Here is a 16,332-nt window from a genome sequence, read left to right on the forward strand (position 1 = left end):
GTCAGCTTCTTAGATACAAAATCAACGGTCGCACTGTTTACACCTTCAAGGCTTTGTGTTTGAGCTTCAATCTTTGCAGCACAATTCGCACAGTCAAGTCCTTCAAGTATTAATACTTTTTTATTGCTCTTGTTAACGGATTTTTCTTTCACTACCACATCCGGTTCGTGCTTGTGCACTATGGTTTCAACTTGCTGTAGTGTATTCTTATACTCTTGCTCTGATTCAGTTTCTAAAGTCAATGTCTTGTTCATGAAGTTCATATAGGCTTTGACTCCATTTAATTTATTAACCTCATCTTCAATTTTAGCTGCACAATTTGCGCAATCTAAACCTTCTAAAATTACTTCCTTCTTTAACATTACTGGCCCTCCTTTACTTTCTTTCTTCTAAAATATGAATTAATCCCTGGTCAAATATTTGCTTTACATGTTCATCTTCAATAGAGTAGAATACAATCTTTCCTTCTCTTCTGCTCTTTACTAGTTCAGCCTGCTTTAAGACTCTTAGCTGATGAGAAATTGCTGATTGGGTCATATTTAATAAGAATGCAATATCGCAAACGCACATCTCTGCTTCATCTAACGCCCAGAGTATCTTAATTCTTGTTGAATCCCCAAAGACCTTAAATAGCTCCGCAAGATCATATAGAGTTTCTTCTTGAGGCATTTTTTCTCGAACTTGATTAACAGTATCCTCATGTATAACATCACAGTCGCATCTTTCAGCTGGTTGAATTTTCCTTGCCACATTCTCACCTCCGATATTATTTCAATTGTATACTTGAACAGTTGCTCATATGTTTATATTACTACCGCAATAATAAGATGTCAATAGATACTTGAACAATCATTCAAGTGAATGAGCAATTTATTGTCTATTTATACTTGATGAGGGTTTTAACAATTAAAACACCGCCAGATAAAGGATAATTCTCCTCGACTGGCGGTTAGTTATATGCATTATATTTCTACATCAATTTCAACGCTGGACCTGAACTCAACAGTCATTATCATCTAAGACTGTTAACTTCTCAATAAGCCGTCTCACCAATAGATCATCATATTCTGCGAGTTGACATGACTGCGTTTTCAACCAATGCATTTTGCCTCAGTTCACTGTATATATTAAAATAGAAGTGTAGCAAATATAAGTAAAAAAGTGTAGCAGCAATGGACAAAAAGAAGCTCCATTGCAGTCGACCTGAAAATTCGGTATCCTTGGAGTTTGAGACTAACAAGGAAGGTGAATTGAAAGGATGATAGCAATGGAGAGAATTCAGTATATCACAGCGCTGCGAGAATATGAAGACCTGTCGCTTAGAGCAATCTCAGAAAAAACCGGCCATCATTTTGACACAGTCAAAAATATGTGGAGAAAGATGATTGGAATGCAGAAACCAAGCCTCGCAAGATGCGTGAAAGCAGACTTGACGCATTAAAACCTGTCATAGATGAATGGCTTGAAAGCGATTTAAAAATGCCCCGAAAACAGCGGCATACCGCCACTAAAGTATATGATCGGTTAAGCACAGAAGCTGAATTTAAGGACAAGCTGCTGGTTGGAAAACAAACTGTCATCAACTATGTTTCTAAAGCAAAAAAAGAACTTGGCAAGAGCGTTTACGATACTGCAATTTTAGGGTACCACGTATTCGGAGAGGCGCAGCTGGATTTTGGTGAAGTTTATGCTTTTGACGCCGTGGGAACACTGACCAAATATTATGAACTCGTCATCTCATTTCCAGCTTCAAACGGCGGATATGTGCAGCTATGCAAATCACAGAACACGGAATGTCTTCTTGAAGGAATGCAACGCATATTCGAGTATATGGCAAAGTGCCGACACGGATACTGTTTGACAATATGAGCAGTGCAGTCGTAAAAATCCTACCCAAAAGAGGAAGGCAGTTGACAGATACATTTACCAGGTTTGTGTTGCATCATAAGTTCAACGCTATTTTCTGTAATCCGAACAAAGGTCAGGAAAAAGGTAGCGTGGAAAACAAGGTTGGTTACCAACGTCGCAATTTCTTTGTTCCTGTGCCAACGGTTACAGATTTAATCCAGTTCAACAAAGATATTTTAACACGCTGTGATGAAGATATGAATCGGGAACATTTGTAGCCGCTCAAAATTTTTGGCAAAAATTCTCATGATTTTTGGCAAAAATAACGCTGGTTTTTAGAACTATTTCTGAGGGTCTTTGGCTTTACTCTTGCCAATTATTTTGAGAATAACGCTCCTGGACGTGCTGGTCTTCGCCCCGTTGAAATACGCACTCGTTCAGGAGTTTTGTTTTGAAGTTATAGCTGTTGAAGTGCCTCATGATGCCGAAATAGGACTGCATTGAGGCATTCACCTTATCGAAGGCAATCAACCCCTTTTCATAGGCTTTTTGAAGCGTTTTGACCCTCCTCTTAATCTTCTTCAGAGTCTTTTTCTTTAGCTTCCTATGGGTAGGCCATATCTTAAAGCCCACGAACTCAACACCTAAAGATATGGGTCTGATAGCAGTCTTGTTGTTTAGGTCAAGCGCAAGAGCCGATTTCAGGAATGTTCCAATGTCTTCCTTGACCTTGTGTAAGTATTTCTTATCATCCGACAGGATTATTATATCATCCATATACCTGATGTAGTAATGTATCCTCAATTTGTGCTTTACATACTGGTCAAGCTCGTTTAAGTAGACATTTGCAAAGAGTTGTGAGGTAAGGTTTCCTATTGGCATCCCTGTATCAAACAGTCTCTCTTCTTCCGGGCAGTCATCGGCTTCCATTCCGGCAGGGAGCCCAAAGGCCACGTCCTCACTGTTGACTATGGTCTCAAGCAGCCACATCAAGTCATTATCAACAATCTTCTTTCTTAGGATGTCAAGTAATATCGCATGGTTGACTCTATAAAAATACTTCGAGATATCAAGCTTAAGGTAATAGTATTTTTGACTCTTGCGGTCTACCTGCCGCAACCAGTATTGAAGCCTGTCTGCCGCTTTATGAGTGCCTTTTCCGACTCTGCAACCATAACTATCAAAAATAAACTGTTTGTCATAGAGCGGGTATAAAATCCTGTATACGGCCCATTGAACAACTCTATCTTTGAAAGGCAGTGCATGATTAATCTCTTTTTAGGGTCATGTATAAAGAACTGCCTATATTTGCCTACTTCATAGGTTTTATATAAAAGCTCATTTTGAATAATAATCAAGTTTTCCTCAAGCTGGCTGTTAAATTTTAATATTTCATCCCTAAAACGTTTCCCTTTTCTCGCTTCAAGGGCCGCTATGTACAAGTTTTCAAAATCAATGATTTTCGGAAAAAGGTTCTTTAATTTCTGAGACAATTTTTGCATCCCCTTGTTTTTATTAGTACTATATGTAGCATCTTTCATTACTTACTCGATGCTTCTATAGCAATTCAATATTTTGCTTTTTCAGCAGGGGAATGAGCCCCTTTGTTCTCTCTGTGCTATCTATAACCCCATGAGGTTATAGCCATTGACTATGAGAGCAGAGCGGAGCGGAAACCGATATTCGTACTGACGTTCGCACGAGAGTTGTTCAGGTTGACGTTGAACACGCCCGCATTGGAAGTGTTACCCCAATTGCCGCCACGAATCGGGAGCTCAATAGACTCATCCCCCATAGTTTTTGTTTATTTATTTACTGCTTTACTGCCTTCATCCATCCTCCCAACATGCGCCCGATTTCGCTGAGCATCTTGCTCCAATTTTCATATTGCTTCAGTCCCAAGTATTTGAATTTAGGGTCTGCCGCAACCCTTATAAAGGTTTTTAATGTTTCCAGCTCAACATCCATTTCCTGAAGAGTTGTCTTTTTATAATACTTCTTGTTTGCCACTATCGCCAACCTCAGCAGCGTATACATGCTTTTCTTAATCTCCGTTGCAAGCGCATATCTTTCTGACCTGGGAAACTGAAGTAGGCAGTTGTTTCCGTAGACTATCATGTCATAGATTTTTTGGTATATCTTTAATTGCTCCATCTAAAACTCCTCTCTTACTTCAGGGTGGGGGGAGAGCTATCGCTCTCCCCGACAGATATTCAGAAAACAGATTACAGAGTAACAAAAGCGGAGCGGAAACCGAGACGCGTACTGACGCTCGCACGAGAGTGGGCCAGGGAGACGTAGAACACGCCCGCATGGGAAGTGCGACCCCAATAGCCGCCACGAAACGGGAGCCTTTCTCCATAGTTACGAGCATAAAAACCGTCTGCCCCATGCGCCGCATCAATCGGAAACATTCCTAAAGCTTTGAGGAGATTCGGGATTGTTACTCCTGCTTCAGCAGCCAGTGTTTCGAAGGTTGTGTATGAATATCCGTAATCATACTGGCCTCCCGGTGTATACATCTGGTTTTCAACCGCCGTGTTTATCCTCGGGTCTCCACCAACATCATGAGAGGTAGCGGTTGCATCGCCTGCCGTGGTATTGTCCACCTTTAGAGTGTTGGCCGTGCCGGGGGCCACAAGGCTTCCGTCCTGCAACATGGCCTTCCACAACGCACTTGTCGCCGTTTGGTCAACAGCAGCAGCGGCATCGTTGTTAGGGATAATTTGTATCTCCCCGTTGTTAAGCCTCAAGCCTCCGACCCATTCCCACACGTTGCCGTTGAGGTCAAATATGCCCTCGTTGGTGTTGTCGTGAGCCCAACTTGCCGGGCCACTTCCGGTTGCAACCCTGCCGGTCTTCCCGGCTCCACTGTCAAAGTAGGTTCCCACACCCTTCTCATGGGGAGCGGAATGGTCAGCTCCATAGTTATTGTTCCCCCTGGGCATAAAGCCGTTTTTCTTACACCAAAGCGCAATCCCGGCCCATTCAGCATTCGTCATCAGATGCCATCCTAAGCCCTTATTTTCACAGTAGGCTTTTACTGTATCGAAGTTCACGCTTGTTTTCGGGTCTTTAAAGGGCAGGCTGTAGGCTCGGTCATACATGACAATATTTTGATACTTGGAGACCATCACTTCAGATTTCTGAACTCCATTCACAACAAACATTGGATGAGCCGCATCTTCTCCACCGGTCATCACGTCAATGCTTTTGAATAGCGGTATCCTCACCATGATTGAAGGGAGCCCCATATCATCAAACAAGACCGTATTTTTCCCGCCCGACAACGCTTCAACCGCTAATTTCATGTCATCAAAATTACTCATTGGTTGCTCCTCCTTTAGCCCATAATGTTATTGTCACCTTGCCCATATCAAATGGGATGGGGAATTGCTTTTCCATTGGATTGCCATTCTCATCCTCACCGTCAATGACGGTATCGTATGCCCTTGCCGGTATGTCTATCTGTGCAACATACCATTTATTGAGCCCGAAGGTCAGGAACCCGAACTCATTAGTGCAAATGTTAATATGAACATCAAAGTCCCTTTCGTACTTCTCAAGGTCAAGGGTCATGATTTCATCCAGGATGACCTTTGTCCCGTCCTGCACGATGTTGATTTTTGGCCCTTCGTTCTTTTCAACGATATTTACCTGACCGTTCATCTTTTCAATCCCTCCGCTTTCTTAATCACTTCATGACTCCTCTGAGCAATGCACTCAGCGTATTCCCTTGTTTGCTTGTTGGCCGTTGAGCTGTTGTGTCCAAAGTCCCTCAAGACCCTGTTCGTCCTTTCTTGCCTCTCGCTGCTCTTAATTATCACGTTCGCCATTATTGAAACATACCCCCTTGGATAAAACATTTGATTGTTGCACTCGTTGCGCTGCCTGTGTACCGGATTTTAAAGCCGTTCAGGGCCTTGTCGTACACCTCAATGTCTCCGACAAACCCGTTGGAGCTTAGAACCTCAGTGAGCACCCTGTAATTCAAGGTGTCCCTTGCCTTTTGGAGGGCAACGGTTGTCTCTGAGTTGTTAAAGGGATAGCTCATTGTATTGCTCAATGACACTTCCACAAGCTCTCCTTCCAGGTCAGCTATGCTTCTTTTGGACTGCATTGCCTGTTGAATCAGAACCGAGGCAAAACCGTCAGCTCCAAGAATACCGGTCTCCATATTGTTTAAGTTTGTCGCACTGACGGGAGTCCCTTCCTGAATCACCTCTCCCGTTAGTTCGTCAACAATATGGTCTTGCCATTGCTTGAGATTGTAAGGCTTCATTTTAGCTCACCTCCACTTCCACGAATTTATAAGCAAAGACCGAATACAGCCCTTTGGATTGAGGTTTTATAAACTCTCTGGTTGCAAGAGCCACCACATCACCGTCCCTGTCAACTAAACTGATATTGCTGACCGTTCCCGAAACAGTGTCATCCAGGTAGACGAATATCCTTATAAAGTCCTGGTTTATCTCCGTTTTAAAGATATCAGTCTGTCTTTGCTGCCCGTTCAGCAGATAGGTTGCATGTGACAATGAGTCTTTCAGCCTTGTGAGCTGTTTGGTAATACCCGTTGCAGTTAATGTCTTCATCCATCAAACCTCCTTTAGTTTGGATATTCTCCCGCCCTTATTTGATTACAGAGAGGATAGTTGAATGTATTACCCTCATACTCCGTTTCTGCCTCTATTGTTGAGCTCTCATGGTTGCACTGCACAAAGTCCGTTTCTTGATACAGTCTTTCGGATGCAGCAATCGTCCCGGCCAGGGGATAGGAGAAGTTGCCTTCTCTGTACGTCGATTCATGACTCAAGTCAGTCCTGAGCAGATAGCCCACATTATCATTGTTGTAGGGCCACACCCCGCAAAGGAAGGTGTTGCATAATGGATACCGGTAAAGGCCGCCCTTAAACTCCGACCTGGCTTCAACCTGCGTATATTCCTCTATCCCATAACTGGGCTTTCCACTTGCAGGCTTGACCTTCATGACTTCCTTGTCGATAACCGCCATGTCATTGATGCCGACTTGCTGCTTTGACGAGAGATAGACCAGGAACTCAGCCCACCTTTCAGGGTCATGGATGTAAAATGGCTCAATTCGTGATTGTTCATATCCAAGAGCCTTGAGTGCAAGGAGGATACCTTCATTCGTTCCGGCTTTCTCAGCAATAATATTTTTCATTGAAAGCCTCATTCTATAGTTTTCAACGCTTTCCCCTTTGAGTCTCTTCATGCGACGGTCACGCCCATGCTCTTCAAGCATAAGACTGCTTGCACTGATTACCATCGACTCCGCTCTGACCCGGAAGATATCTTGTTTTGTCTGGTCAAACAGCTTCCCGAGCACCTTGAAGAGTATATAAAACTGGTTTTTTGCCTTGGCGACTTTTTTGAGAGGGCCAAAGAGCAGGTAATACATATAGTCCTGAAACTTTTCAAACATACCTTTACACCCTCTCAACGGTTATATTGAGCAGACCGAGCACAATCACTTTATCATTGCTCAGGATTACGTCATCGGCAGGGGAGATAATGTCTGACTTCTTGTAAACCTGGATGCCGCTTTTCAGGGCATACCTGATGTCATCTAAGTAAAGCCGGTTGAGCTCCCTGTCTTTCCTGATTTTCATCAAATCGGTGATAATTGCTTCACCTTTCTCCTGAACGCCCTCGTCGCTTGCATCCTCCGCAATATAGATGATGATATCAAAATCCTGTTCCACAATCTCCGAAGACTTCACCAGCAGGTTGTCATATGGCCCCTTTATGGTGACGGCCTGGGCCTCAACCTTGTCAAGCAGGTCTTGAGTTGCGGCTCCCGCCGTCGAGGTCACTATGATGTCAATAGTCCCCTGGCCTCGTGGATGCATATCGTCAACCCTTACAAAAAGAACGCCCTCGACTCCTTCACAAACATTCTTGTATTTGTCAGCTATGGGCATGGTGGAGAGCTCTGCCCATGATTTCAGGGTTCTATCTCTCAGGCTCTCGATATCCTCAAGGTCACTCCCTTCCTGAACAAGCCAGTCAGAATCATTGAATATCCTGTCAATGCCCTCAATGTGAGTGAGCGACTTGTTTATCTGTCCCGGTGGAACGTTGTATTTTGCACCTTCGTTCTCAGCCAGGACAAGAACCTTTTGGCTCAAGGAGTCCTTTTGTAGAACCGTGTCCTCGACCGCCAGAAATCGGAGCTCCTCTCCGTTGATATCCTGCTCCGTCTTGAATATGTCCCCCTTGGCTATCTTGACCGCATCTCCAGGAGCGTCCCTTTCAAGGGTTACATATCCTTTTGTCTTTGTCGGCTGCTTTCTCTTCTTGGAGAAGTCTGCCGCCTTCAGCTCCAACCACACGTCTTCAGCATGGGACAGGAACATATTGTTTAGAACCTTTCTCAGGAGCTTCACCAGCTCGATTCTAATCTGGATGACTATCATCAGCAGGGTATAGAAGATTCCCCCTGAGCTGAAGTTTGATATCTTAAAGCCCTCGTCCTTAAGTTCCTGCACGATCGAGTTTTTCATTTCCTCTCTGTCCGGCACCGGAAGGATTTCATCCAATATTTTCTCGTCAATCATTACACCATCACCACCTCGACCCTGACCCTATCCAGTACAATATCTAAGATGTACTGCTTTGAGTCATTAGTAAACTTCAACGCCACCTTGACGGATATCTTATCATCCTCAAAACTTAGCTTTGTTTGTATTGTCTCGCTATCGATTTCTTCACGCCTTGAGAGCTTCGTCCGAATCCTTTGCTCGATTTCCAGCCTTACCAGCTCGTCATCATCCGCTTGAATGAAGTCAAGAAGCGACCATCCCCATGTCTCGTCATAGAAGAGCTCTCCCTCCTGGGACAGTGCCTCAAGCCTGATATCCTGAATAAAGCAGTCCGTATCAGAGGAGAGGGGAGCGTCACCATTGGCAGCAGCCGTCAATTGCCAATCTTCATCAAGCTTTACGTCCGTATCATATAGACCCGCCATCAAACCACCTTCCCCACGATATAAACATTTAGTTGGCCGTAGAGGAGGAGCACCGCCGCCACATCCCCGCTTTCAAGCACAACCTTTGACTTTACTTCAGGAATCTCAGGAAATTCAGCATTGACCGCCTTGTTTTCGTCAAGTATTTTGAGATTGTAAAGATAATAGTCCGGGTATTGCTGAACCTTTGTAACCTTTGCGTACACGGCAGAGGAGAGCTTAATGTGTGCATACTTCGTCTTTATAAGCTTTTCAATGACGTTTTGAATCATCTGCTCCAACATTTCTCTCCCTCCCTAAAATAGATGTACGTCCTTATAAACCCCGCATCATTGGTAGTAAAGACAACTTTCTTTGTCTCGAACTCCCCGGATATCTTCGGATGCCTTACAATAATTTTCTGTGAGTGCTTGATGAAAGGCGTTGACACCGTTTCAAGCACCCAAACCCCGCCCGGCCTCTCAAGGGAAATAATGTTCACGCCATACTCAAACTCATATACCTTCTTTTGCTCCGGCTTTTCTCCCCAGTAAAACACCCCTCCCGAGAAGAAGAACGCCTCTTTGATCTTCCAAATAGAGTGAATCTCCTCAATGACCGCTATAACGTTTTTCCTGAAGACAGGAACAACTTTCTTCTTTTGGTAGACCTTCGAGGATATTCTCATATTCGTGATTCCAGCTTTGTTCAGGCAGAACCTTAATATCTCTTGAGGAGTTGCGTCCAGGAAAGTGTTTGTGATGTACGTCTCTTCAAGGCGTATCATGTCATCCTTGAGCACAACCTCATTTGAGTAGCTGCCCTCACTCATGGGATTGACCACGTATCCCTCAAATACCTCATCGAAAACCCCGTTATAACCGAGCTGAATCAGGGCCTTGTCCTTTTTGCTGAGGGTTATTTTCTCGTTAAACTGCTGGGTAAACCTGACTTTTGCCCAGTCAAAGTATGAATCTTTCGAGGAGAAAACCTCTATCTCAACGCCCTTTTGAAAGCCATAGCCCCCGATGTTGATATTGGTTTCGGGATAAAAAAGCTCACTTGTTTCCACTTTCTCACCTCACTAATAAGGCATTGCAGCAAGCTTGCTTTTGTATGCCTGGGTCTCTGCGTTGTCTGTCGCCGCTGTTTTTGCGGTCTTGTCATGAAGCTTCGGAGCCGTCCCACGGCTGCTCAAATATCCCTGGTATTCGGAAGTCAGATTCGCCTTTGCCGTGCTTGCCGCCGAAGTGCCGGAAGTACTTCCCGCCTTCGTTGCAGTGATGGTCATCGGGATATACTCCCAAAATTCAATCATGACTGTGAGCTCGTCGTTTTTGCTTTGTTCTTTTGTTGTCAGGTTCTTAAACAGAATCTGTGTGATGCCCCTGGCCGCCGTGTGCTCGTTGACTATCTCGTATATGATGGGCTTTACCTGCCCCTTTTTCTTGAAGAGGTTCTGGATTGCTTCAAGCTTTTGGAGCTTTGTCAGAACCGGCCCGTCATGGAGAATCAGTTCCAAGTTAATCTTTGCGTCCTCATATCCCGTTGCCTGCTTCGGTTTCGTGCTCCTGCCTTCAACTTCTTGCTCCTCAATTAGCGCATCACCTTTTATCTCGATACTCTTGAAGAGGCCGGGGAGGACAACCCCTCCAACTTTAACGATACTGTCATCAATGTATATCAAGATTATCCCTCCCCGACCGGTGTTGGCTCTCCTCCGTTGCTGTTTATATAGTCCTCAATCTCTTTCAGCAACCTAAACAGCATTTGAAGGTCTTTGAGTTTACTGATATCTGTCTGGACAATGAGCCTTTGGATGACGGTTCCATTCTCTTTCTCCTTGGAGCTTTCACTGCTTTCCGATTTCTCCCTGGTTATTTCCTTCAGGTTGACCTTTTTAATGCCTTCCTGGGCCGTCAGGTCAACATGGGAGAAGGCGTTCTCAGTTGCTTCAGCGGGAAGGTTTTGAGTCTGCACCATACCGCTTGTGATTGTCTCAAACACCCTTCTCCCGACAGGGTAAGGGAGGAGAGAGGGCCTTCTTTAGCATCCGAGAAGGGGAGCAGGTTTCTGATTTTGGCAAGGCCGCCCTTGACAGCCTCAACGGGGGCCGATATTGCGCTCTTAATCCCTTCCGTGAACGTTGTCAGTATCTTTGAGCCCGATTCCCTGAACCAGGCCAAAGACCCGGTTATGAAGTCTTTAATCCACTGAATACCGCTTGCGAATATTTCCCTAATCCTGTTAAACCCGTTGACAACGCCGGTGACAGCGGAGTTCCAAGCACCCTGAAGGAAGTTAATAACCGTGTCCCAGTTTCTCCATAGGAGCACCAGGGCCGCAATCAACGCCACAATCCCAATGATAATCCAGGTGATAGGGTTAGCCAGTAAAGCAGCGGTGAAAGACCATACTGAAGCTATCAGGCCGGGCATGGCCGTGGCCGCCGTGACAACCGCCTGTCTTGCCATCGACACCAGACTGAGCACAAAGTTTTTGACCGCCGCCGTTCCATTGACAACGGCAGCTCTCCCCATGCTGACGATGGATGTCGCCACGTTCCTGATGCTCGTCGCCGCCGTTGAAGCAAAGGTCTTGGCTGAGGCAAACCCGTTCCTTATGGCATCACCGGCATACATGGCCTGTATCCTGATAGTGGTTAGCGTGTCCGGTATTTTCCTAAGAGTAGACCAAAAGCCGGTTGCCATCTGAGCCGTTTTTGTGAACGCAAGGCCCACGCCGCCGACAACTGTAATGAAAGTCCCCAAGGCCGTCAGGGTCAGCCCTATCATCATCACAATAATGGCAAGCACCTTGACGAGCTGCTGATTCCGGCTAATCCATCCGCTTATCTTGTCGAGAACCGCTTCACCCTTGCCTAGCAGCATGTTCACCGTTGGGAGCAGTTGATTCCCGATTTCTTCTGTGACGTTGTGGATTCTCTGCGTCAGCCTGACATATTTCTCTCCTTCGGTTTCGTTGATAGCGTTCGCCATGCCCCGAGCGACCTCAATCCCTTTGCCCAGTTCACCATACATGCCGACAATATTGTTTTGCAGGTCTCCCGTTTTGTTATAGAGCAGGTCAATCAAGGCAACCGCTTCATCCGTGCCGAAGGCTTTTTGTATCTGCATCTTTTCTGCGGCATCCAACGTGCTTCCGAACTTGGCCCTGAGCGTTTCAAGGATTTCCGGCATGGACAGGAGTTGATTATTCGCATCGGTGAACCTGAGCCCCAATTCGTCCCCGGCTCTGGCCGCCGATGCCAGGAAAGCCTTGTATTTTGTTCCCGCCTCACCGCCGCTCATAGTTGCTTGCAACATACCAAGGATGGAGAGCTGCTCTTCAAGGGGCACGTTTGCCGTGGTTGCCGATGCCCCCAAGGTCTGAATGGCCTGGGCCATGCCTGAGCCGGTTGTTTTGAACTGCTGCACTGATTTTGCTATCCCGGCAGAGAACATCTCCCCAAACTCGATGTCGCTCATGTCCTTGTAAAAGTCCTTGTATATCCCGTACCCGGTTGCGAACAGGCTCGTCATTTCGGCAATGGTTGACTTTGTGCCCTTGGCCGTGATACCGGCAAACTCCGTGTATTTTGCAACCCCTTCATCAGTCAGGAGGATATACCGGACTTGATGTCATAGGCCGCCGAAACGAACTGCGCCTTTGTTGTCCCGGCCCAAGTGTCCGAAAAGTCTTTGGCTGCTTTTTTAAGGGCTACAAGGTCTTTAACGCCGACCGAGGACAGTTCCCCGAGGGCTCTCCGTGTTTCAAAGGTTGCTGCCACAGGGGAGAGCACTGCGCCTGTTATCTGAGCCCCTACCGCCGCCATTGCAATCCCGGTCTTGGTCATTTCGCCAAAGGACTGATTGAGCCTGTCTATTCTGCTTACCGAGTTGCTGACCGAGCTGTTGACCCTTGCCATTGGGCCGGTCAAGTGGTCAATCATCCCGACGATTACACTTAGTTTAAAAATTGTATCTAAACTCACGCTGTCTCTCACCCCCTGTTAAAAATTTCTAACCTGTGCTATAGTAAAGAAAAAAGGAGGTTGATGTCATGTTGCTGGTAGGTCTTCTGTTCGTCCTAAAACTCATCGTCTTCGCCCTCTGCGCCGGAGTTGTCATATCCTTTATTGTCTTTGTGCCCCTGACCATTTACGTTGCCCCATATTGCTTGTGGGTAGGTCATCAACACACTCTTGGCAGGCATAAGGACAAGATGAAGGAGGGCGTTTTTAAGACCGCAAAGCACGCCACAATCCTATATAAGAGCTGGATTTTAAGGAAAGAACCGACCTTTTAAAGAGGCCGGTTTTCTTTATTCTGAGAAGACTTCCGAGACGGCCCTTGCGACCACGTTTTTCTCAAGCTCCTGGATATATCTAGCTTGAGCAAGGGCTCTCAAAAACTCCTCAATATCCATCTCTCCCACAGGTTTCTTTAGAAGAGCAGGAGGTAGATACCTGTAAATTTCAAGCGAACCGGCTTCGATGAAATTACCCTTTACCTCCTGGAGTTGCTCTTCTAAAGCAGCTTTAAATTTATGTCTTTAGACAACCCCAGCATGTTCAGCAGTTTCTCACCGACACTGAGAGCAAGGGCCGGGTATTCCTCAAGGTCAGCCTCAAGCTTTTGATGCTGCTCTTCGATGACGTTATCCAGGACAAACGCCCTGAGTGCCTTTGTCGGGCTCTGCGCCGTGCTCTTGACATACCTGTCATAGGATGCCGTTGCGGGCTTTTGGAATAAATACACCAGTTCGACCGTTGTCGAATCGTCCGGCTCAACGGTTGCGTTTACCCGGTAAAGCTTCCCGTATTTGGCTTTATAGGCTTCAAAATCGTCCTTGGCTTTCGTGGTTTCTGCCGCCGTTTTGTTCTTGTCTTCCACGTTCCTCATCCTCCTATTTGTCAATTATTTTGAGATTAACGCTCATTAAACGGGCTTCAAGCCGTCTCTGATGATGCCGTTGACGATGATAAAGTCCATGTCCACCTTCAGGGACTTGTCGCCCTGGGCATTCTTCTGGCTGGTCTTGGTGAAAGTAACCGTGTCCAGCTCGTCCGTCTTGGTCTTTGAGGTCTGGTTGGCATAGCTCACAATGATTTTGGGGATGACGAGCTTGTACAACGAAACCCCTTTCCGCTTGCAGTAAGCAACCAGGTCATCAAAGTCATCCTTGAGCAGGCTCAACTTACCCTCCGACTTATAGTTGCCCGTGCCGTAACCCCTGGGCCTGCTGCCCTTCCCATAGGCAGCCTCTTTTTCCAGCTCATCATCATAAGAGATTTCCTGGACTTCAATCTCAAGGCCCGGAAGCTTGACCGACACGTCAGACCAGTCATAAACCTTGCCGTTTATAATAGCCACTTTTCATCCCTCCTTACTGTTGTGTCCTGAATGGGTTCTCCATTCCAAGGTCAATCTCGATTTCCCTCACATGGCCGATGGGGACAAACCTGATAATGACGTTGAGCTTTTCGGTCACAAGGATGTCCTGGCTTCGGGGACAATAATTCTTGCAGAAGAGATTTCCTTGTTTCTTACCATCGTGTCAACCGGAGCCAGGATGAACTTGGCTATCGTTTCAAGGCTGCCCTGGACATCTTCCATGTCGATGTCGCTTTGCAACTCCTGGAGGGCCTGCTTCCTTGTTTCCCTGATAATCTTGTTTTTGACCCTGACATCTTCAGCATATCTGTAGTCAGAACCGTCAGGACACATCATCCTTGCGTTGGTGACGTAAAAGCCCTCAATTCCTTCGTACTTCCTGAATGTCAGGTACTTCGTTTCATCCAGCAGGGAGAGGTAGTCCTCAATTCCCCTGGGAAGCAGTTCAAGCATTTTGTTCTCCGCTATGCTGAAGCTCTTCACTTCGCCAATGGACTGCTGGATTTTTGCCCTGGAATACAGGCCGCACACAATCCCGGCGTTGTTGATGTCCTTGACCGTGCCGTCCATCCTTGTATAGAGCGACCGGGCCGTTACAATCTGGATGTCGGTGTTTTGGAGCCCAACCCTCTCATTGACGAGATACTGAGCGTATTCGTCAAGGGTTTCCCCTTCCTGGATGTTCCTTGCTTCAAGCACGAAAAACATCGGCTTTTTGTATATCCCGAAGAGTCTTCCCAGCTCCGTGGAGATTGCCGCCCAAAGAGCCTTTGTTGACTCTCCCACGACATGCACGTACTCAAATGAATAGTTGACAGTCCTCAACTTATCTATTGCCGTGAGCACGTCATCATTGGTCATCTGCGGAGCTTCGGTCTTCACGGTGTAGGTGTCGCCTATCTTGTAGGAGTCTGCCGGAGTTGCCGCATCCTCCGTGAAGACAAACTTCAAGCCGGTGGATGGAATGTCAAGCTCTCCGTTGACTGCAAGGGTAATCTCTTCAGAGAAGGAATATCCTCCGTCCACCGAGTACCTGAGCACCGCCTGATTGAACCCGCCTGCCCCGGTAAACTTCACGATGATTTCATAGGCGTTGTTCGGTGTCCCCTGCACCGTGCATGTCCCGAGCCCCGTCCCGGCCTTCACGACTTCCCCGACCGTGCCGGGGATGGATGCAGCCACCGGCAGACAATAAATCATGCTTGACCCGTTTTCCACACTGTCCATGCAGGCATCGGCAAGGGGGGAGAGCCCCAGCTTTTCCTTGATTTTTTTGGCGTTCATACTGCCGGTTATGACAATCGGCGCATCGGACACAACGGGGGAGACCCCTATCTTGAAGTGAATCCCTTCGCCCTTGGCGGTATCCACCCCAAGCCCGCCGTCTGTGATGATGGTATTAACGTCCCTTAGCATCTTTCTTCACCTTCTTTCCTCCCATTGGGGACTCTAAGAATCCCTTCAATGCCTTCTCATAATCCGCTTGAGTCACCGACTTCCCGGTCTTCCAATTCTCAGCGGCCTTCATGCTTCAAACACCCGGTCAGGCGTTTTGTTTATCCTCTTCAGCTCCTCTATGGTGAGGAGCTCAGGAGGAGTTTCGGCTGCGGTTTATTCGTCGCCATTGTCTCACTCCTTTTCAAGTGTTTGCTCTAACTCGCTCATTGTGCCGAGTGCAGAGTCTTTGTATATGCCGCCGTCAAAGGTGATTTTAACCTGGACGGCTATTTTTGCTTTTAAGATGCTGTCGTTTTCGTCCACCCAGTCAGCATCCTCGACCTCAATCCCCGTAAAATTCCCGTCAATCTCAATTCCTCTATCCAGCAGGGCAACGAAACTCTCAAAGATGCTCTCGCACTTGCTCTCTTCATACTCTCCGATGACAACCATAAAGCTTGTTTTCCGGTTGAATACCTTGACCCTCTTTCGCTTGACGCCCTCTTGGTCTACATAGATGGTTTTTGAGCCGCTTCGGGTATAGCTGTCACCTTCAAACAACACAGCTCCGACATGGCTTTCATTGGATTTCTCAAGAGTCTTCATGCTGGTATGCACTTTTGACTTAATGCCTGCATCTTTGAGCTTTTGTATCAGATACTCTTTGCATTGTCCAATCATCTC

26 protein-coding genes and 1 pseudogene (1 of these 27 only partly in view) are annotated in these 16,332 nt (G+C 46.5%); 3 read left to right on the forward strand and 24 right to left on the reverse strand.

What is annotated here, in order from left to right:
• Both P378_RS07490 and P378_RS07495 read right to left on the reverse strand, forming a co-directional pair.
• Positions 1–362: the 5' portion of a heavy metal translocating P-type ATPase gene (locus P378_RS07490; protein WP_099082813.1), read on the reverse strand. 2,236 nt of this gene lie to the left of the window's left edge; 362 of the gene's 2,598 nt are visible here — the first part of the coding sequence; it begins with the start codon at positions 360–362; its stop codon lies beyond the left edge, outside the window.
• 13 nt (positions 363–375) lie between these two features.
• The gene (locus P378_RS07495; RefSeq protein ID WP_099082814.1) at positions 376–750 is read right to left on the reverse strand and encodes an ArsR/SmtB family transcription factor; all 375 of its coding nucleotides are present in this window, start codon (positions 748–750) and stop codon (positions 376–378) included.
• A 621-nt stretch (positions 751–1,371) separates the two neighbouring features.
• Between P378_RS07495 and P378_RS07505 the strand changes: the two genes are divergently transcribed.
• Together P378_RS07505 and P378_RS07510 are read left to right on the forward strand one after the other, a co-directional pair.
• Positions 1,372–1,869 carry a hypothetical protein gene (locus tag P378_RS07505; RefSeq protein WP_099082815.1) on the forward strand — a complete coding sequence of 166 codons (498 nt, stop codon included), beginning with the start codon at positions 1,372–1,374 and terminating at the stop codon, positions 1,867–1,869.
• A gap of 41 nt (positions 1,870–1,910) precedes the next feature.
• Positions 1,911–2,126 carry a hypothetical protein gene (locus P378_RS07510; RefSeq protein ID WP_099082816.1) on the forward strand — a complete coding sequence of 72 codons (216 nt, stop codon included), beginning with the start codon at positions 1,911–1,913 and terminating at the stop codon, positions 2,124–2,126.
• Positions 2,127–2,211: 85 nt separating this feature from the next.
• On the opposite strand, the gene P378_RS07515 is transcribed toward P378_RS07510, so the two are convergent.
• The 17 genes from P378_RS07515 to P378_RS21330 form a co-directional block, all read right to left on the reverse strand.
• Positions 2,212–3,066 (reverse strand): RNA-directed DNA polymerase, encoded by an 855-nt coding sequence (locus P378_RS07515; protein WP_238473036.1) that lies wholly within the window; start codon positions 3,064–3,066, stop codon positions 2,212–2,214.
• A complete protein-coding gene (locus tag P378_RS21320) occupies positions 2,955–3,389 on the reverse strand; it encodes a hypothetical protein (protein WP_238473007.1) in 435 nt (144 codons plus the stop codon). Before P378_RS21320 ends, P378_RS07515 begins: the two co-directional genes overlap by 112 nt.
• Positions 3,390–3,660: 271 nt before the next feature.
• Complete coding sequence (avd, locus tag P378_RS07520) at positions 3,661–4,002, reverse strand: diversity-generating retroelement protein Avd (RefSeq protein WP_073239918.1); 342 nt, start codon at positions 4,000–4,002, stop codon at positions 3,661–3,663.
• A 71-nt stretch (positions 4,003–4,073) separates the two neighbouring features.
• Positions 4,074–5,177, reverse strand: coding sequence for an SUMF1/EgtB/PvdO family nonheme iron enzyme (locus P378_RS07525; RefSeq protein ID WP_099082817.1), 1,104 nt, complete (start codon positions 5,175–5,177; stop codon positions 4,074–4,076).
• On the reverse strand, positions 5,170–5,517 hold the full coding sequence (locus P378_RS07530; RefSeq protein ID WP_073239916.1) for a hypothetical protein: 348 nt from the start codon (positions 5,515–5,517) through the stop codon (positions 5,170–5,172). Before P378_RS07530 ends, P378_RS07525 begins: the two co-directional genes overlap by 8 nt.
• Positions 5,514–5,684 carry a hypothetical protein gene (locus P378_RS19465; RefSeq protein WP_180261016.1) on the reverse strand — a complete coding sequence of 57 codons (171 nt, stop codon included), beginning with the start codon at positions 5,682–5,684 and terminating at the stop codon, positions 5,514–5,516. The genes P378_RS07530 and P378_RS19465 overlap by 4 nt, the downstream gene beginning before the upstream one ends.
• Positions 5,684–6,130 carry a hypothetical protein gene (locus P378_RS07535; RefSeq protein WP_073239915.1) on the reverse strand — a complete coding sequence of 149 codons (447 nt, stop codon included), beginning with the start codon at positions 6,128–6,130 and terminating at the stop codon, positions 5,684–5,686. The genes P378_RS19465 and P378_RS07535 overlap by 1 nt, the downstream gene beginning before the upstream one ends.
• A gap of 1 nt (position 6,131) precedes the next feature.
• Positions 6,132–6,440, reverse strand: a complete 309-nt coding sequence (locus P378_RS07540) for a hypothetical protein (protein ID WP_073239914.1) — start codon at positions 6,438–6,440, stop codon at positions 6,132–6,134.
• Between the two features lie 14 nt (positions 6,441–6,454).
• Positions 6,455–7,291 carry a hypothetical protein gene (locus tag P378_RS20080; RefSeq protein ID WP_073239913.1) on the reverse strand — a complete coding sequence of 279 codons (837 nt, stop codon included), beginning with the start codon at positions 7,289–7,291 and terminating at the stop codon, positions 6,455–6,457.
• Between the two features lie 4 nt (positions 7,292–7,295).
• Positions 7,296–8,426 (reverse strand): baseplate J/gp47 family protein, encoded by a 1,131-nt coding sequence (locus P378_RS07550; protein ID WP_099082818.1) that lies wholly within the window; start codon positions 8,424–8,426, stop codon positions 7,296–7,298.
• Complete coding sequence (locus P378_RS07555) at positions 8,426–8,836, reverse strand: DUF2634 domain-containing protein (RefSeq protein ID WP_099082819.1); 411 nt, start codon at positions 8,834–8,836, stop codon at positions 8,426–8,428. The genes P378_RS07550 and P378_RS07555 overlap by 1 nt, the downstream gene beginning before the upstream one ends.
• Positions 8,836–9,120, reverse strand: a complete 285-nt coding sequence (locus tag P378_RS07560) for a hypothetical protein (protein ID WP_099082820.1) — start codon at positions 9,118–9,120, stop codon at positions 8,836–8,838. The genes P378_RS07555 and P378_RS07560 overlap by 1 nt, the downstream gene beginning before the upstream one ends.
• A complete protein-coding gene (locus tag P378_RS07565) occupies positions 9,105–9,887 on the reverse strand; it encodes a serine/arginine repetitive matrix protein 2 (protein WP_099082821.1) in 783 nt (260 codons plus the stop codon). Before P378_RS07565 ends, P378_RS07560 begins: the two co-directional genes overlap by 16 nt.
• Positions 9,888–9,899: 12 nt before the next feature.
• Positions 9,900–10,502, reverse strand: a complete 603-nt coding sequence (locus P378_RS07570; RefSeq protein ID WP_099082822.1) for a transcriptional regulator — start codon at positions 10,500–10,502, stop codon at positions 9,900–9,902.
• 2 nt (positions 10,503–10,504) lie between these two features.
• Positions 10,505–10,798, reverse strand: coding sequence for a hypothetical protein (locus P378_RS21325; protein WP_238473008.1), 294 nt, complete (start codon positions 10,796–10,798; stop codon positions 10,505–10,507).
• Positions 10,735–12,441: a phage tail tape measure protein gene (locus tag P378_RS07575; protein WP_338013868.1), complete on the reverse strand. Its 1,707-nt coding sequence runs from the start codon at positions 12,439–12,441 to the stop codon at positions 10,735–10,737. The genes P378_RS21325 and P378_RS07575 overlap by 64 nt, the downstream gene beginning before the upstream one ends.
• A complete protein-coding gene (locus P378_RS21330; protein ID WP_238473010.1) occupies positions 12,432–12,809 on the reverse strand; it encodes a hypothetical protein in 378 nt (125 codons plus the stop codon). Before P378_RS21330 ends, P378_RS07575 begins: the two co-directional genes overlap by 10 nt.
• 68 nt (positions 12,810–12,877) lie before the next feature.
• Here P378_RS21330 and P378_RS07580 point away from each other — a divergent pair, with 68 nt between their 5' ends.
• On the forward strand, positions 12,878–13,123 hold the full coding sequence (locus P378_RS07580; RefSeq protein ID WP_073239906.1) for a hypothetical protein: 246 nt from the start codon (positions 12,878–12,880) through the stop codon (positions 13,121–13,123).
• A gap of 221 nt (positions 13,124–13,344) precedes the next feature.
• On the opposite strand, the gene P378_RS07585 is transcribed toward P378_RS07580, so the two are convergent.
• The 5 genes and pseudogenes from P378_RS07585 to P378_RS07600 all read right to left on the reverse strand — a co-directional run bounded on the left by P378_RS07585 (position 13,345) and on the right by P378_RS07600 (position 16,329).
• Positions 13,345–13,710, reverse strand: coding sequence for a DUF6848 family protein (locus P378_RS07585; protein ID WP_084127747.1), 366 nt, complete (start codon positions 13,708–13,710; stop codon positions 13,345–13,347).
• A 45-nt stretch (positions 13,711–13,755) separates the two neighbouring features.
• Positions 13,756–14,190 carry a hypothetical protein gene (locus tag P378_RS07590; RefSeq protein ID WP_073239904.1) on the reverse strand — a complete coding sequence of 145 codons (435 nt, stop codon included), beginning with the start codon at positions 14,188–14,190 and terminating at the stop codon, positions 13,756–13,758.
• A gap of 13 nt (positions 14,191–14,203) precedes the next feature.
• A pseudogene (locus P378_RS07595) lies at positions 14,204–15,627 on the reverse strand (DUF2586 domain-containing protein).
• Positions 15,611–15,739 (reverse strand): hypothetical protein, encoded by a 129-nt coding sequence (locus tag P378_RS22845; protein ID WP_274378666.1) that lies wholly within the window; start codon positions 15,737–15,739, stop codon positions 15,611–15,613. The pseudogene P378_RS07595 and the gene P378_RS22845 overlap by 17 nt, the downstream one beginning before the upstream one ends.
• A 101-nt stretch (positions 15,740–15,840) precedes the next feature.
• Positions 15,841–16,329, reverse strand: a complete 489-nt coding sequence (locus P378_RS07600) for an SON protein (RefSeq protein WP_099082823.1) — start codon at positions 16,327–16,329, stop codon at positions 15,841–15,843.
• Between the last annotated feature and the right edge of the window lie 3 nt (positions 16,330–16,332).

The organism is Desulforamulus profundi (genome assembly GCF_002607855.1).

Bases quoted from the DNA above. Each gene is read 5' to 3' on its own strand.
- P378_RS21320 (WP_238473007.1), bottom strand. From the start codon at position 3,389: ATGAAAGATGCTACATATAGTACTAATAAAAACAAGGGGATGCAAAAA.
- avd (WP_073239918.1), bottom strand. From the start codon at position 4,002: ATGGAGCAATTAAAGATATACCAAAAAATCTATGACATGATAGTCTAC.
- P378_RS07525 (WP_099082817.1), bottom strand. From the start codon at position 5,177: ATGAGTAATTTTGATGACATGAAATTAGCGGTTGAAGCGTTGTCGGGC.
- P378_RS07530 (WP_073239916.1), bottom strand. From the start codon at position 5,517: ATGAACGGTCAGGTAAATATCGTTGAAAAGAACGAAGGGCCAAAAATC.
- P378_RS19465 (WP_180261016.1), bottom strand. From the start codon at position 5,684: ATGGCGAACGTGATAATTAAGAGCAGCGAGAGGCAAGAAAGGACGAAC.
- P378_RS07535 (WP_073239915.1), bottom strand. From the start codon at position 6,130: ATGAAGCCTTACAATCTCAAGCAATGGCAAGACCATATTGTTGACGAA.
- P378_RS07540 (WP_073239914.1), bottom strand. From the start codon at position 6,440: ATGAAGACATTAACTGCAACGGGTATTACCAAACAGCTCACAAGGCTG.
- P378_RS20080 (WP_073239913.1), bottom strand. From the start codon at position 7,291: ATGTTTGAAAAGTTTCAGGACTATATGTATTACCTGCTCTTTGGCCCT.
- P378_RS07550 (WP_099082818.1), bottom strand. From the start codon at position 8,426: ATGATTGACGAGAAAATATTGGATGAAATCCTTCCGGTGCCGGACAGA.
- P378_RS07555 (WP_099082819.1), bottom strand. From the start codon at position 8,836: ATGGCGGGTCTATATGATACGGACGTAAAGCTTGATGAAGATTGGCAA.
- P378_RS07560 (WP_099082820.1), bottom strand. From the start codon at position 9,120: ATGTTGGAGCAGATGATTCAAAACGTCATTGAAAAGCTTATAAAGACG.
- P378_RS21325 (WP_238473008.1), bottom strand. From the start codon at position 10,798: ATGGTGCAGACTCAAAACCTTCCCGCTGAAGCAACTGAGAACGCCTTC.
- P378_RS07580 (WP_073239906.1), top strand. From the start codon at position 12,878: ATGTTGCTGGTAGGTCTTCTGTTCGTCCTAAAACTCATCGTCTTCGCC.
- P378_RS22845 (WP_274378666.1), bottom strand. From the start codon at position 15,739: ATGAAGGCCGCTGAGAATTGGAAGACCGGGAAGTCGGTGACTCAAGCG.
- P378_RS07600 (WP_099082823.1), bottom strand. From the start codon at position 16,329: ATGATTGGACAATGCAAAGAGTATCTGATACAAAAGCTCAAAGATGCA.